The sequence below is a fragment of the Sphaerochaeta globosa str. Buddy genome, from assembly GCF_000190435.1.
GTDB classification, from domain to species: Bacteria; Spirochaetota; Spirochaetia; order Sphaerochaetales; family Sphaerochaetaceae; genus Sphaerochaeta; species Sphaerochaeta globosa.
Genome location: NC_015152.1, coordinates 3091196 through 3105051 on the forward strand (window position 1 = coordinate 3091196; position 13856 = coordinate 3105051).

General features: G+C 49.9%; 15 protein-coding genes and 2 tRNA genes. 5 read left to right on the forward strand and 12 right to left on the reverse strand.

The window, feature by feature from the left end:
* Window positions 1–23 precede the first annotated feature (23 nt).
* The 5 genes from nusG to SPIBUDDY_RS14465 all read right to left on the reverse strand — a co-directional run bounded on the left by nusG (window position 24) and on the right by SPIBUDDY_RS14465 (window position 1223).
* Window positions 24–584 (reverse strand): transcription termination/antitermination protein NusG, encoded by a 561-nt coding sequence (gene nusG, locus SPIBUDDY_RS14445; RefSeq protein ID WP_013608514.1) that lies wholly within the window; start codon window positions 582–584, stop codon window positions 24–26.
* 9 nt (window positions 585–593) lie between these two features.
* The gene (gene secE, locus SPIBUDDY_RS14450) at window positions 594–773 is read right to left on the reverse strand and encodes a preprotein translocase subunit SecE (RefSeq protein ID WP_013608515.1); all 180 of its coding nucleotides are present in this window, start codon (window positions 771–773) and stop codon (window positions 594–596) included.
* A 34-nt stretch (window positions 774–807) separates the two neighbouring features.
* A tRNA-Trp gene (locus SPIBUDDY_RS14455) sits at window positions 808–881 on the reverse strand.
* 24 nt (window positions 882–905) lie between these two features.
* Window positions 906–1085 carry a 50S ribosomal protein L33 gene (gene rpmG, locus SPIBUDDY_RS14460; RefSeq protein ID WP_013608516.1) on the reverse strand — a complete coding sequence of 60 codons (180 nt, stop codon included), beginning with the start codon at window positions 1083–1085 and terminating at the stop codon, window positions 906–908.
* A gap of 65 nt (window positions 1086–1150) precedes the next feature.
* Window positions 1151–1223: transfer RNA gene (locus SPIBUDDY_RS14465), tRNA-Thr, on the reverse strand.
* A gap of 186 nt (window positions 1224–1409) precedes the next feature.
* Here SPIBUDDY_RS14465 and SPIBUDDY_RS14470 point away from each other — a divergent pair.
* Window positions 1410–3923, forward strand: a complete 2514-nt coding sequence (locus SPIBUDDY_RS14470) for a glycogen/starch/alpha-glucan phosphorylase (RefSeq protein WP_013608517.1) — start codon at window positions 1410–1412, stop codon at window positions 3921–3923.
* A 171-nt stretch (window positions 3924–4094) separates the two neighbouring features.
* Window positions 4095–4445, forward strand: a complete 351-nt coding sequence (locus tag SPIBUDDY_RS14475; protein WP_013608518.1) for a helix-turn-helix domain-containing protein — start codon at window positions 4095–4097, stop codon at window positions 4443–4445.
* Here the strand turns inward: SPIBUDDY_RS14475 and SPIBUDDY_RS14480 are convergent.
* Complete coding sequence (locus tag SPIBUDDY_RS14480) at window positions 4414–5142, reverse strand: DUF554 domain-containing protein (protein WP_013608519.1); 729 nt, start codon at window positions 5140–5142, stop codon at window positions 4414–4416. The genes SPIBUDDY_RS14475 and SPIBUDDY_RS14480 overlap by 32 nt on opposite strands.
* A gap of 48 nt (window positions 5143–5190) precedes the next feature.
* Between SPIBUDDY_RS14480 and SPIBUDDY_RS15915 the strand changes: the two genes are divergently transcribed.
* Window positions 5191–5784 (forward strand): nucleotidyltransferase family protein, encoded by a 594-nt coding sequence (locus tag SPIBUDDY_RS15915; protein ID WP_013608520.1) that lies wholly within the window; start codon window positions 5191–5193, stop codon window positions 5782–5784.
* Here the strand turns inward: SPIBUDDY_RS15915 and clpB are convergent.
* Window positions 5750–8323: an ATP-dependent chaperone ClpB gene (gene clpB, locus SPIBUDDY_RS14490; RefSeq protein WP_013608521.1), complete on the reverse strand. Its 2574-nt coding sequence runs from the start codon at window positions 8321–8323 to the stop codon at window positions 5750–5752. The genes SPIBUDDY_RS15915 and clpB overlap by 35 nt on opposite strands.
* A gap of 84 nt (window positions 8324–8407) precedes the next feature.
* Window positions 8408–9019 (reverse strand): TetR/AcrR family transcriptional regulator, encoded by a 612-nt coding sequence (locus SPIBUDDY_RS14495; protein WP_013608522.1) that lies wholly within the window; start codon window positions 9017–9019, stop codon window positions 8408–8410.
* Between the two features lie 97 nt (window positions 9020–9116).
* On the opposite strand from SPIBUDDY_RS14495, the gene SPIBUDDY_RS14500 reads away from it, so the two are divergent.
* The gene (locus SPIBUDDY_RS14500) at window positions 9117–10550 is read left to right on the forward strand and encodes a M20/M25/M40 family metallo-hydrolase (RefSeq protein WP_013608523.1); all 1434 of its coding nucleotides are present in this window, start codon (window positions 9117–9119) and stop codon (window positions 10548–10550) included.
* A 61-nt stretch (window positions 10551–10611) separates the two neighbouring features.
* Here the strand turns inward: SPIBUDDY_RS14500 and SPIBUDDY_RS14505 are convergent, their stop codons facing one another.
* Complete coding sequence (locus SPIBUDDY_RS14505) at window positions 10612–11037, reverse strand: Hsp20/alpha crystallin family protein (RefSeq protein ID WP_013608524.1); 426 nt, start codon at window positions 11035–11037, stop codon at window positions 10612–10614.
* Between the two features lie 321 nt (window positions 11038–11358).
* Here SPIBUDDY_RS14505 and SPIBUDDY_RS16245 point away from each other — a divergent pair, with 321 nt between their 5' ends.
* The gene (locus tag SPIBUDDY_RS16245) at window positions 11359–11535 is read left to right on the forward strand and encodes a hypothetical protein (RefSeq protein WP_155816130.1); all 177 of its coding nucleotides are present in this window, start codon (window positions 11359–11361) and stop codon (window positions 11533–11535) included.
* Here the strand turns inward: SPIBUDDY_RS16245 and SPIBUDDY_RS16460 are convergent.
* From SPIBUDDY_RS16460 to SPIBUDDY_RS14515, 3 genes are all read right to left on the reverse strand, one after another.
* A complete protein-coding gene (locus SPIBUDDY_RS16460; RefSeq protein ID WP_013608525.1) occupies window positions 11525–11650 on the reverse strand; it encodes a hypothetical protein in 126 nt (41 codons plus the stop codon). The genes SPIBUDDY_RS16245 and SPIBUDDY_RS16460 overlap by 11 nt on opposite strands.
* Window positions 11651–11705: 55 nt before the next feature.
* A complete protein-coding gene (argF, locus tag SPIBUDDY_RS14510) occupies window positions 11706–12707 on the reverse strand; it encodes an ornithine carbamoyltransferase (protein ID WP_013608526.1) in 1002 nt (333 codons plus the stop codon).
* Between the two features lie 127 nt (window positions 12708–12834).
* Entirely contained in the window at window positions 12835–13842 is a 1008-nt protein-coding gene (locus SPIBUDDY_RS14515; RefSeq protein WP_013606063.1) for an IS1/IS1595 family N-terminal zinc-binding domain-containing protein, read from the reverse strand.
* Window positions 13843–13856: the final 14 nt, after the last annotated feature.

The window sequence follows — 13856 nt, forward strand, 5'->3', positions numbered from 1 at the left end:
TAGGCATCCAGTCCTTAAGACGACTACAGAATCTTTTCTACTTGCAGGAAATCCACCTCAACCGGAGTGGAGCGTCCGAAAATTCCAACGCTGACCCGCATGCGGGCCTTTTCAAGATTGACTTCTTCAATGACTCCGGTAAAGGAGTCGAACGGACCCTCAATGATACGAACCTGTTCCCCAATGGAGAACGACTGCTTAGGCTTGAATACCTTTTCAGCAGGTAGATCACCGGTCTTCTGGAAGAGGCTCTTCACCTCGGCGGCATTCAACGGCTGCGGTTTCACACTATCGTTGGGTGTAACAAAACCGGTTACCCCTTGAATGCGCTTAACCTGGGAACACCAGGTTTTCCAACTGTGATCAGGCAAGTCGAGCTCAACGAGGATGTATCCAGGAAGAATTTTGCGCTTCACATCACGTCTCACCCCGTCTTTCACTTCAACGACGGTCTCAAAGGGGACCTTCACATCAGTGCAAACGAGCGCGAAGTCCGTATCGGTCTCGCGCATCTTGTTGATGATTCGCTCAATCTTTTGTTCGTATCCCGAATAAGTATGTACTACGTACCAGCCCTTTGCCATGTCGCCGCCTTACAGAACGAACAACACACCCTTGAGCAGGAGGAAATCCACCAACCCAAGGAATACTGCGACGATGACTGTGGAAACAAGTACGACCTTAGTCGAAGAAATGACAGCTTCACGGGAGGGCCAGACAACCTTTTTTAGTTCCTGGTGGGACTCCTTGAAATACTTAAAAAACTTCTTCATGAAAGGCTCCTTGTGGATAAGATCGAGAAGCCAACAGGCCAAGAAGGACTCGAACCCTCAACATCCGGTTTTGGAGACCAGCGCTCTACCAATTGGAGCTATTGGCCTATTTGCTTCTCGATCGAAACTACCTTATTTAATCTTTGTCTCGCGGTGCAAGGTATGCTTGCGCTCAAACGGACAATACTTGCTCAACTCAAGCTTACCTTGAGTATTTCTCCGATTCTTCTCGGTGGTATAGTTCTTCTGCTTGCATTCGGTGCACTGGAGAGCAATTTTCTCCACGGGACCTTTCTTCTTTGCTTCACCCATTTCATGCTCCTCGGTGAGTTTTCACCTCATACCCATCCAACTAAACCGGAAGGGGATAAAAAAAGAGCCCTCGAACGGATTTGAACCGTTGACCCCCACCTTACCATGGTGGTGCTCTACCGACTGAGCTACAAGGGCGTCGGTCATATTACAGGGCATCCACGAGTAAACCAACCTGCAACATGCAGAAGCAAACTTACCAGAGTGCGTTCTTTTTGTCAATATACATCACCAATATTAGGGAAAAACTTGGACCTGTTGCCCATAACTCCTCTATCATATATAGTTTATAAGCGTTATTTGTACCAATTACAAGGAGTTCCTATGAAGGATCAGATAAAAACACGTTACGGCCATACTGCGAAAGACATAGCTCAGGACTTCGCTGAGCACCTCAAGTACAGCCAAGACGCTGATATGTACCATACCACCCAAGAGGGCCGCTATACCGCCCTCGCCCTCACGGTCCGCGATAGAATCATCCATCAATGGAACCTCAGCAGAAAGACACAGAGGCAGCAAAGCGCAAAGCGCGTCTATTACCTCTCCCTTGAATTCCTCATGGGACGGGCTATGACCAATAATGTCATCAATCTCGGCTTGGAGGGACCTGTACGGGAAGCCCTCGCCTCTCTCGGCTACACCTATGAGGAACTCAGTGAAATGGAACCCGATGCAGGATTGGGGAACGGGGGACTCGGTCGACTGGCTGCCTGCTTTCTGGACTCCTTGGCAACACTTGAGATTCCTGCCTATGGATACGGCATCCGCTACAACTACGGCATTTTCCGTCAGCAGATAAAGAACGGCTGGCAGGCAGAGCAACCGGACAACTGGTTGCGGGACGGAAATCCTTGGGAGGTCCTGCGACCGGATGTAGTCTACCCCGTACAGTTCGGTGGAGAGGTGCGGGTCATCCGTGAACGCGGCAAGGACCAATTCAAATGGATCGGCAGTGAAACCGTACACGGCATTGCATACGACACCCCGATCATCGGCTATGGCTGCAAGACGGTAAATACCTTGCGGCTGTGGTCGGCCAAAAGCCCCGATGAGTTTGACTTTCATGAATTCAACGATGGTGACTACACCGAAGCGGTGCGCTCCAAAATTTCCGCTGAGAACCTCAGCCAAGTCCTCTATCCCAACGATACGCAGTATATGGGCAAGGAATTGCGGCTGAAGCAGCAATATTTCTTTGTCGCCTGTTCACTGGCTGATATCATCAGACGCTTCAAACGCGAAAACAAAAGCTGGTCTCTCCTTCCCGACTTTGCAGCCATCCAGCTCAACGACACCCACCCTTCCCTCGCAGTACCTGAATTGATGCGTATCCTCTTGGATGAGGAGTTACTCGATTGGGACAGTGCATGGGATATCACAACCAGGACGCTGGCATACACCAACCATACGCTCATGCCTGAAGCCTTGGAGAAATGGTCTCTGCCGATGCTGGCGAAAATTCTTCCGCGTCATATGCAAATCATGTATGAGATCAACCATCGATTCCTGCAACAGGCCGTCTCCTACTTCCCGCTGCAACCGCAAATGCTCGGAAAAATCAGTATTATCGAGGAGTCCAATCCGAAGCAGGTCAGAATGGCTAACTTGGCGATCATCGGCAGCCACAGCACCAACGGCGTTGCAGCCTTGCACTCCGAACTGCTTAAAAAGCAGATGTTCCCCCAGTTCAACCTGATTTTCCCCGATCGATTCAACAACAAGACCAACGGCATCACCCAAAGGAGATGGCTGCTGGCCTCAAACCCCAAACTTGCCGACCTGATCAAGAGTGCCATCGGTGATGCATGGATTACCGATTTCAGCAAAATCTCCGATCTCAAGGCCTTTGCTGCAGACAAGAACTTCCTTTTGGATTTCAAGGCAATCAAGGAGGAGAACAAGGTCCGTTGTGCTGCTTTCCTGAAAACGGAAAGTGGGATGATCATAAACCCTCACTCCTTCTTTGATGTGCAGGTCAAAAGAATACATGAGTACAAGAGGCAGCTGCTCAATGCGCTGAACATTCTGCTCATCTACAACGACCTGAAGAACGACGGTGAGGCTACCAAGAACATGGAAAGCACCACATTCCTCTTCGGAGGTAAGGCGGCACCCGGGTATGTGAATGCAAAGTTGATCATCAAACTCATCAACAATATTGCCAAGGTGATCAATGTAGATCCTGTCACCCGCGACCGCCTGGCTATTCACTTCATGCCCAACTACCGAGTCTCCATGGCTGAGATCGTCATCCCCGCCACGAACCTCTCCCAGCAAATCTCAACTGCAGGCACGGAAGCCTCAGGAACCGGAAACATGAAATTCATGTGCAACGGGGCTTTGACCATCGGTACGATGGATGGTGCAAACGTGGAAATTGCAGAGGAAGCAGGAAAGGAAAATATGTTCATCTTTGGACATACCGAAGAGCAAATTGCCAAACTCAGCCATACCTACGACCCCTTCTCTGTTGTCATGGCGGATGATGAAATCAAGAAGGCAATCGACTTGTTGTTCAGCGGCTACTTCAATGTGAATGAACCCAACATCTTTGAGCCTCTTCGCAGAAGCCTCTTTGAGGAAGGGGACCGATATTACCACTTTGCAGACCTACGGATGTACAGCGATGCCCACCGCAAAGCAAGGGAACTGTATGCCAAGGACAGTACGGAATGGAATCATCGGGCCGTTCTCAATGTTGCCTCAAGCGGAAAATTCTCCAGTGACCGTACCATCGCTGAGTATGCCAAGGATATCTGGAATATTCAGGCATGTCCGGTTGCCAAGGATACAGATGAAGATACTGCTCTGCAGGACGCAAGAAAACGCAAGTAGACAACACTATCGACGAAGGATTATCACCTCGGCCAGCGAGGTGATATTTTTTCGTCATACACTGATATTTTATTGTTTTCTATTTAAAAGACTTAGTTTAATGTTACTAAAATAGTATGTTTTAATGACACATTATCGTCATTTCAGCCTCTCCACTGCTATATTCATAGCATGCAAAAATTCTGGGAGAGAGTAAAACTGTTGCTGCGCGCTCCATCGGTGGTTGATTTAGCCAACCAACTCGGCGTGAAGCGGAGTACACTCTCCAGCTGGGTACAGACAGACAGACGTCCTCCCATGAGTGTTCTACTCAAAATATCAGAGAAGTCCGGCGTTACCATAGAGCAGCTTGAATACGGCCTTGATTACAAACTTCAAGACGAGGACGAAGCTGCCGAGGATATCCCGGAATGCAAGAAGGAGCTCAAGACCTGGATCGACGATCTTGAACCGGAAGAAGTGTACTGTCTCAAACCATTGCTTGCCTATCTCAGAAACCAATCCCTTGCACGAAAGATTTGAACATCGGTGAGGCTAGAGCCAACAGCGGTGCAACAATCATTGCAGGGAGGAAATTACCTGTTTTACTCTTGCGGATGTCCAGCAAACCAAAACCGATCATCATCAACAACACGCCCCCTACTGCAGCGAGTTCGTTAATCCCTGCATCGCCGAGTACCGGGGCTATGGCTCCCCCTGCAAGCGTGAAGAACCCCTGATACAGCAACACAAACAACGCGCTTGCCAAAACCCCGGGCCCATACACTGCACTGAAAATAATCGCCATGCATCCATCCATGATTGATTTGACCAGAATAAGCTGATAATCCCCCACAGTCCCTGCTTGGATGGACCCTACAACCGTCATGGCACCACTACAGAACAAGAGGGATGCGTTGAGAAAGCCCAAGGCAAAATTGCGTCCACTCTCTGCATTGCCCCTACCCCTGGACAAACGTCTTTCCATCCACGTGCCGAGTGCGAGCACCCCGTCCTCGATTCGTAAGGCATACCCGATAAAACCGCCAAGGACCACAGAAAAGAGCAGGATCAGATACGAACCTGTCTGCATCGCCATGGAAATGCCGATAACCAAGGTAACAAGGCCTGACGAGGTGAAAACCACCTCCTGATACGAAGCCTTGAGCTTGTTCTTCAGTAATAATCCGAGCAAGGACCCGACAATAATCATGAGGGCATTGAAATAGGTAGCAATCATAATGGCATCGAGTATAATAGTTTTGCAATACTCACTCAAGGAAGCAGCATGCAAAATCTCTTGTTGGCCGCCGGTCTTGGTTCACGCAGCGAAGGAAAAAAATTGCTTTTCTCCTATCAAGGAGAGACGTTGGTCCATCGCTCGGTAAGGCAATCATTGCTCGCCGGCCTCTACACGGTAGTGGTGACCGGGTTTAAGGCCGATGCAGTACAAGAGGCAATAAAGGACCTATTCTGTGACAACCTTTTGGTCGTACACAATCCTGAGTATGAGAGGGGTCAGGGAAGCTCCACCCGCTGCGGTGCCTGTCACCTCAGAGAGACGGAAAGCTTTTTCATCTCCCTTTCGGACATGCCCCTCATCGAGGAGAGGCACTATCGATTCCTCATGCAGCACTGCACAGCTCAGGCAGCCAGACCCAGCTACAAAGGCAGACTGGGCCATCCGGTCCTGCTTTCATCGACCTTCCTGGAGGTTATTAAAAGCCAGAATGACCCGTTCACCATGCGAACACTGCTTGCAGCGTATCCCGTTCAGGAAATAGAGGTAGACGATGAAGCCTACATCCTGGACATCGATACGCTGCAAGACTATCAGACACTGCTATCTAGAGAGCAACCACCTCAGAGCCTTGCAAAGTAAGACGGATTGCAGAACCCGGGGCAAAACGGCCGCCAAGCAGCTGGATCGACAATGGATCCTCTACCAGCCTTTGGATGGCCCGCTTGATGGGTCTCGCCCCAAACGCAGGATTGTAACCTTCGCGATAGAGCAATTCCACCACTTCGGAATCCCAACTCAGTGAGAAACCGCGTTTTTCAAGCCGCAATTGGAGCTGTTTCAGCTGCAGGCTTACAATTTGGCGTATCTGGTCCTCTCCCAATCGTTCAAAAACGATGATCTCATCCAGACGGTTGATGAACTCCGGTTTGAAGGAGTTGTTAATGATCTGGGTCACCAACTTCACCCCCTCTGCATGGTCTTGGGAAGCAAGCAGCTGCTGGCTACCCAGGTTGCTGGTCATGATGATCACCGTATTGGTGAAGTCGACCACTCTGCCCTGCCCATCGGTCAGACGACCATCGTCAAGCAGTTGGAGCAGTACATTGAAGACATCCGGATGAGCCTTCTCGATTTCATCGAAAAGAATGACCGAATAGGGCCTCCTTCTGACTACCTCGGTAAGTTGACCGCCTTGATCATATCCTACATATCCCGGAGGCGCACCAATGAGTCGGCTGACCGAGAATTTCTCCATATACTCACTCATATCGATACGGGTCAAGGACTTCTCATCGTCAAAAAGCAGCTGCGCAAGGACTTTAGCGAGCAGAGTCTTTCCCACTCCCGTAGGTCCGGCAAACAAAAAGGTCCCCAAAGGCTTGTGCTCGTCGGCAATCCCGGCCTTATTACGTCGGATGGCATTGCTTACCGCTTGTATCGCCTGTCTCTGACCGACCACCTGTTTGGCAAGCGTCTCTTCCAGATGCAGGAATTTTTCCATCTCACTGCCCTTCATTTTTGCAATCGGTACGCCCGTCCAATTGCTGACGATGCGGGCGATATCATCCTCGCTGACCTCTTCACGCAGCATCTGCTTGCCCTCTGTCTGCACGCCGGCCAACTGCTGGTTCATCGTTTCGATCTGATGCATCAACTCAGGAATCTGGCCGTGTTTGATCTGGGCAGCCTTTGCAAGGTCGCCTTCGCGCTCCGCTCGTTGCTCCTCGAGATTCAACTGTTCCAACCTGGCTTTATGCTCACGAAGCTTGGCAATGAACGATCGTTCGTTGACCCACTGCAGATGCATGGCATCACGCTTGTTCTTCAGCTCCCCAAGCTCCTTGTGCAATTTTTCACGCCGTTCGTTGCTTGCCTTGTCGGTCTCACGGCTCAGAGCTTGGTCCTCGATGTTCAACTGCAGTATCTTGCGCTCGGCCTGGTCCAACTCATCCGGTTGGCTCTCAATCTCCATTTTCAGCTGGCTTGCCGCCTCATCCACTAAGTCGATTGCCTTGTCCGGAAGGAAGCGGTTGGTGATATACCGGTTGCTCAATGTAGCCGCCGCCACCAACGCCTCATCCTTTATCCGCACCCCATGGTGCACTTCGTAACGGTCCTTAAGCCCGCGAAGGATGGCTATCGTCGACTCCACCGATGGTTCCTTGGTATAGACCGGCTGGAAGCGACGCTCCAAGGCTTTATCCGGTTCGATGTACTTGCGGTACTCATCCAAGGTTGTTGCCCCGATGGTATGAAGCTCGCCGCGGCTGAGAGCTGGCTTGATGAGGTTTGAAGCATCGGTTGAACCTTCACTGGCCCCCGCCCCAACGATGGTATGCAATTCATCGATGAACAGGATGATCGCCCCTTCACTGGAAGTGACTTCCTTGACTACAGCCTTCAGTCGCTCCTCAAACTCTCCACGGTACTTGGCACCGGCCACCAATGAACCGACGTCCAGGCTGAGCAAACGTTTGCCCTTGAGCGACTCAGGTACGTCACCGGAGGCAATGCGCAGGGCGAGCCCTTCAACGATGGCGGTTTTTCCTACACCGGGTTCACCGATAAGAACTGGATTGTTCTTTGTCTTTCGGGAGAGGACCTGCATCAATCTGCGGATCTCCTCATCACGGCCGATAACAGGGTCCAACTTTCCTTGACGGGCAAGAGTCGTCATATCCCTGCAGTACTTCTCTAGGGCTTGGTAGCGGCTTTCAGGGTCCTCGCTTTGGATACTCTGGTTCCCCCGGATGCTTTGCAAAGCCTGCATTACCGCATCCTTGGTCAATCCCAAGGCTTTGAGCGTCTTGCTTGCCTGGCTGCCATCATCCAAAATCGCGAGCAAAACGTGCTCGGCACTCAGATACTGGTCCTTGAATTCAGCAGCCACCTTGTCCGCTGCATACAACTCGCTGCCCAGCTGGGCGGAAAGAGACCGCTGGACATTCGAGCCATAGGCTTTGGGAAGTCGGTTAACCAGGTCCTCGATCTTCTCTTTCACCTGCTTCAAAGGAACCCCCAACCGCTCCAGAAGCGGCGGCAGCAGCCCTTCTTTTTGGTCCAGCAGGGCCAAGATCAGGTGTTCGGTGGTAATCTCTGCATTACCGTGTTCATTCGCTAGTACATCTGCATCAGAGAGTGCCTGACGCAATTTGATGGTCATCGTATCAATATTCATGGATGCTCCTCATCTTCAGGCATGAAGAAACCTGGCCCATGTCGGGCCCTATCCTGTACACAGCAAATATACTGAGATTTTGCCTTACCGGCTAGGAACAGCCTTCGCACTATAGAAAGCCAGATAGGTGCTTACCAGATGCTTGGAGTGCTGCATATCGAAGGTATCGAGGAACGCCACCTGGAAACAGGAGGACTCAAGCAGCAAAAGCAAATGATCCGCCACCCGGTTCACATCACAACTAATGATGTCTCCCGCCTTGATTCCCATCCGAAGCAGTCGCTTGAAGAGAATGGTGAGTTTTGCGGTTCGGCGCAGGATTATCTCGTTGAAATCCCTGCCTTCCTTCTTCATTTGCAGCATGACATCGACCAAGCTGGTCAGCTCTCCGTCATGCTCACTGGCTGTCTGCATGATATCCAGGCAGATGTTGGTGATGCGCACGATATAGTTCTGATCGGTCGACCAGGCAAACGTGGCGTACTTATTGAACATCCGGCCGGTAACCAGTTTCACCGCATAGTAATAAATTTCTTCCTTGTCCTTGAAGTACTGATAGATGGTAGGCCGGGAAATGCCACATTCGGTGGCAATCAAGGAGAGATTGGAGTCACGATACCCTTCGCGCGCAAACACTTTCAGGGCTGTTTGCAGGATTTTCTCCTTCCTCTGCTCATGATCTATCTTCTTGGGCATGCGTGTTATTACTCCCTGGTTCCGCTACAAAACTATTGTTACTGTACAATATATCATTATAATGTAAAAAACACTAGAATGGATTTGGAGAATCAGCATGGTTTTATCTCTCCTTGCAGGTATATTTCTGCTCCTTGCGTCCATCGTAATCATACGTACGATTGTTCTCCAACAACCAGAGGGAATGGCATCACAGCCTGGGAGGACCATCGATGGGGAAAAAGCCCTTGAGGTGCTGAGCAAGGCCGTACAGTGCAGAACCGTTTCCCACCAAGACACAAATCAAACCGATTGGAACGAATTCACCCGTCTTGCCGATTTGCTTGCCAAGGCTTATCCCCTCTGTGAAAAATGCCGCATCACAACGGATGTGGGTGCTTATAATCTTGTGTATCGTTTTGAAGGTGAGAACACGCAAGTCCTGCCGGTTCTCTTGACTGCACACCTCGATGTCGTAGGAGCGCAGGAAAAAGCATGGTCACATCCTCCGTTCAGCGGTGTCATCGAAGACGGATTTCTCTATGGAAGAGGCAGTTTCGACTGCAAGGTGCAGACAATCGCCATCCTCACCGCATTTGAGTCACTGCTCAAAGAGGGGAAACACCCAAAAACAACCTTCTTTGTCGCCTTCGGCTGCGATGAGGAATGCAACGGATCGAAAGAGGGAGCCCATACCATCGCTTCCTATTTTGAGAAACAAGGGCAGCAATTCGCGTACGTCCTCGATGAAGGAGGCGTGGTCAGCCAACGATACATCAAGGGTTTCAAACAGGATATTGCAGTAGTGGGTATAGCCGAGAAAGGCTACATGGATGTCGAGCTGTCTGCGTCCTGCAAAGCAGGCCATTCTTCCACCCCCTCCTTCCCCACCGCATTGGGATTGGTCAGCCGGGCCGCCTCCCGTTTGGAGAGGAAAGCCATGCCCCCCAGATGTACGTCCCCCGTCAAGGCGATGCTGGAATCACTCGGAAGGCGGGGGCCTTTTGCCTACCGGCTGCTCTTTTTGAATCGTTGGATCACCAAGCCTTTGCTGAAGCTCGTCTTCAGCAGGAATGCAACAATGAATGCCTTGATACGAACCACCATTGTACCGACGATGATTGCGGCAAGCGACAAGAGCAATGTCATTGCAGAGAAGGCAACGGCAACCGTGAATATCCGACTGCTACCCACCCAAACACAGCAAGAAGTGCTTCAGTGGATAAAAAAGGTCATCGGCAATCCTGCGGTCAAACTCGAGGTAGTTCGCTTTACAGCCCCATCCGAGGTGAGCCCCGTCGAAGCAGAAGCGTTTACGGACATACGGAAAACCATCACTGCGTGTTTCGGCAATGTCTTGGTAACCCCCTATCTGATGCTCGGAGCCACCGATGCCCGCAAGTACCAGAACTTGAGCCAGTGTATCTATCGCTTTACACCGGTACGTATGGATACAAGTGAAGTTGCCCGCATGCATGCCCCCGATGAGCGCATCAGTGTGGAAAATATCCAACATGCAGTTAATTTCTATGCAACGCTGATCGAAGCCTGAACATGCGAAGACCCCACTCAAAGCGGGGTCTTGCATGTACAGGATAGGTTTCCTCAACCGTTTATTTAATCTTTACTTCAATTGCTTTCGGCTTGGCCACTTCCTTCTTTGGGAGGGTGAGCTTCAGAAGACCATCGGCAAATACTCCTTCAATCTTCTCCTCATCCACATCCTCAGGCAGGGTGAAGGAACGTTCAAAGCACTGGTAGCAGCGTTCGGTTACGAGCCTTCTCTTTTCCTTCTCTTCCTTCTTGCCCTGCTTGGTGGAACTTAACTTCAGTACGTGTTTCTCGACATGTACCTTCACTTCCTCCTGCTTGTAGCCTGGAAGCTCAGCTTCCAAGACATAGGCATCCTCATTCTCGATGATGTCTACAGCAGGAAACCTGGAAGGCGTCAGACCCCAGTCGCCAAGCATGTCATTGAACAACGAGTCAAAAGCTGACACCATCGGGGAATCGTAATCACGTTTTGCTAAGTATTTCATAGTACACCTCCGTGTTCTGTTGTATTCTGTTTCTCTCCCTTTTCGGGTTCGATAACACAATTGCAACAAGCGTGCCAAGTTCCGATAAACACGGTATAATTGCTTTTATCTACTTATATAATATTATTTTATATTATTCTATCATACCCACATAACCTCATACATTCAGCACCCTGCGGAACCTACATGGGGCAATCCGATACCCCCATTGGAGGGAATACACTGTTATTGGGTCAATTTGATACGGTAGAGCCTTTCTGACTCTACCAAAGCGGTCCATCAAGAGCCACCAAGCGGTGAATTCTCATACTATTTTTTTCTTTGCAACAAAATATCTTTCTCACCGGCTCTTGGTTCTCATACTCGTACAACGTAATCAAGGTAGGGTCAACCTTGAAGACAACTTCTGTGGCAATCCTTGAATACAAGGCAAAAGAACCGGGATACTCGCCTTGGTACGCTTTGGCAAAGAACTCATTGCCACTTCTCAGGGGATGACACAGCTCATCATTCTTGCCGTAGTACGGTCTTTGCGACTGGTTGCAAGAACCATTTGCTTAGACGATCCGAGTCGTTGGTACAGTTCCTCAAGAAGCGTGTGATAGACAGTCATGTTTTTTGCCCCTCTTTGTGCTGTATCATCAAAGAGGAGCAAGGCAACAGAAAAATCAGGTCAAATCCGTCAGGGTTGCAACCATTACGGCCTTGATTGTATGCATGCGGTTCTCTGCCTCATCGAAGACTACCGAGTGCTTGCTTCTAAAGACCTCATCGGTGACTTCTAGCTCGCGCAGACCGAACTGTGCATGAATCTGTTGTGCTACGGTGGTATTCAGGTCGTGGAAGGAAGGCAGGCAGTGCTCGAACAGTACATCAGCTTTGCCTGAAGCCTTTAAAAGGTCCATGGTTACCTGATAGTCCTTAAGCAGTGCAATCCTGTCCGCTGTCTGATCTTCTTCCCCCATGGAGACCCAAACATCGGTGTAGATGACATCCGCACCCTTCACTGCCTCGTACGGATCGGTGGTTACTGAAATCTTGGCTTGCGACTGAAGAGCCGCCGCTTTAAGTTCAGCAAGGAGAACCGGGGAGGGAAACAGCTTTTTGGGTGCTGCAATGCGATAATCCATACCCAACTTGGCAGCGCCGATCATCAGGGCATTGCAGACATTGTTTCGGCCATCACCGATATAGGCAAACGTAATATCCTTAGGCTCTTTGCCGGTATGCTCCATAGCAGTCAGTACATCGGCCAACACCTGGGTGGGATGGTCGTCATCGGTAAGCCCGTTCCATACAGGGACGCCGCTGTGCTTTGCAAGATCGCGAATTACCTGCGGAGAAAAGCCGCGGTATTGGATACCATCGTACAATCTTCCCAGCACCTTGGCGGTATCCTCGATCGACTCCTTCTTGCCCATCTGGCTGTTGGTCAGAAAGGTGACTTGTGCCCCTTCATCGAATGCAGCCACCTCAAAAGAACAACGGGTGCGGGTGGAACTCTTGTCAAAGATAAGTACGATGTTTTTGTCTGCAAGCAACTTCCCTTCCAATTTGGAGGGGCAGCCTTGGCCTTTCTTTTTCGCTTTCAAATCAATCGACAATTGCAAAAGAGAGAGTATCTCTTCTGTCGTGAAGTCCTTGAGCGTGAGAAAACTGCGTCCTTTCATGGGTTCCTCCGGAGTAATGAATATCAATTGTACATATTTATACAATATCTGTCAATTTATATGCATATTTATCCTATTTTATAAACCCTCTTTTGCACAGTGTTGGTCGCCAACTGCAAATAGAGCGTTAGTTTGAGTATTTCTCTCTGTAACTGAGCGAAATAGGGTTTTCGAAAACCCTGTTGAGTAGAGTTTCAATCTTTTTGTACGGGTCGTTGGGAGGATTGACAATAAAAGCAAAGAGGTTCAAGTAATCAGAGAGATTGGCTCTGTCAAAACCGGAATGCGAGTTCAGGAACTGCTTGAGCTGTCGACAGCGCTGGTTGATTTCGTTCATTGGATTTTCCTTGTCAGGCAAGCCTTTGAGCGACTTCGAGCTATGAGCTTCACTCACCAAGTGCAGGTCTTTCACCAGACTGTCATGGCTTTTCTCTCTATCATGGACAAGGGTTGTCCCTGGCTCGATATGATGAAGGAATGCCTCCAACGTTTTCTTGGAGGATGTCTTTCCGTTCCCCTCGATGGTACAGAAAACATGGCCGGAGAGATCGCATCCTATCCCCATGCAGATCTGGTTTCGTGATAGACCACGATACTGCAGCCCATCCTCCTTCATCTGGATATCTTCTTTCCTCAGCTTGTAGAAGGTCTCATCGATGTAAGCTTTTCCCCTGAGAACAATAGTATCTTGGTATCCCCTGAGTGTAAGGCAGAGTTTGGATGTCCAGTAATTCGTTGTTGTGTCGCTGTTTCTGTTTGATTTCGATACTGAGTTGAAGCTCTGCATCCTGAACAAGCCGAGCAGATAATCCACCCATTCGCTTATGGGTATCTTGTGGTTGTCGAATATGGTGCCCGTTGTGACCGTGAAAGTCCTTTCGCAATCCGAACACCGGTAACGTCTGACATGGTTGCTCGTGAATCCGTATTTCTGGATCTTGAGGCTCTGGCAATACCGGCACTCCTGGGGTGCATAGGAGTTGAGAAGCTCACTTTCTTCGGTGTCCGAAATTGAGGGATGCTTCTTCTTGTAGTTGGACAGATTGATTGCATCAATGAATGATTGCAACGGGGTCGCATCGTCCTTGCCGGTCCAGGGTGTCTCCTTCCTGGATGAAGTGATATGCTTGGGCATTGTGGTAGTCCTAA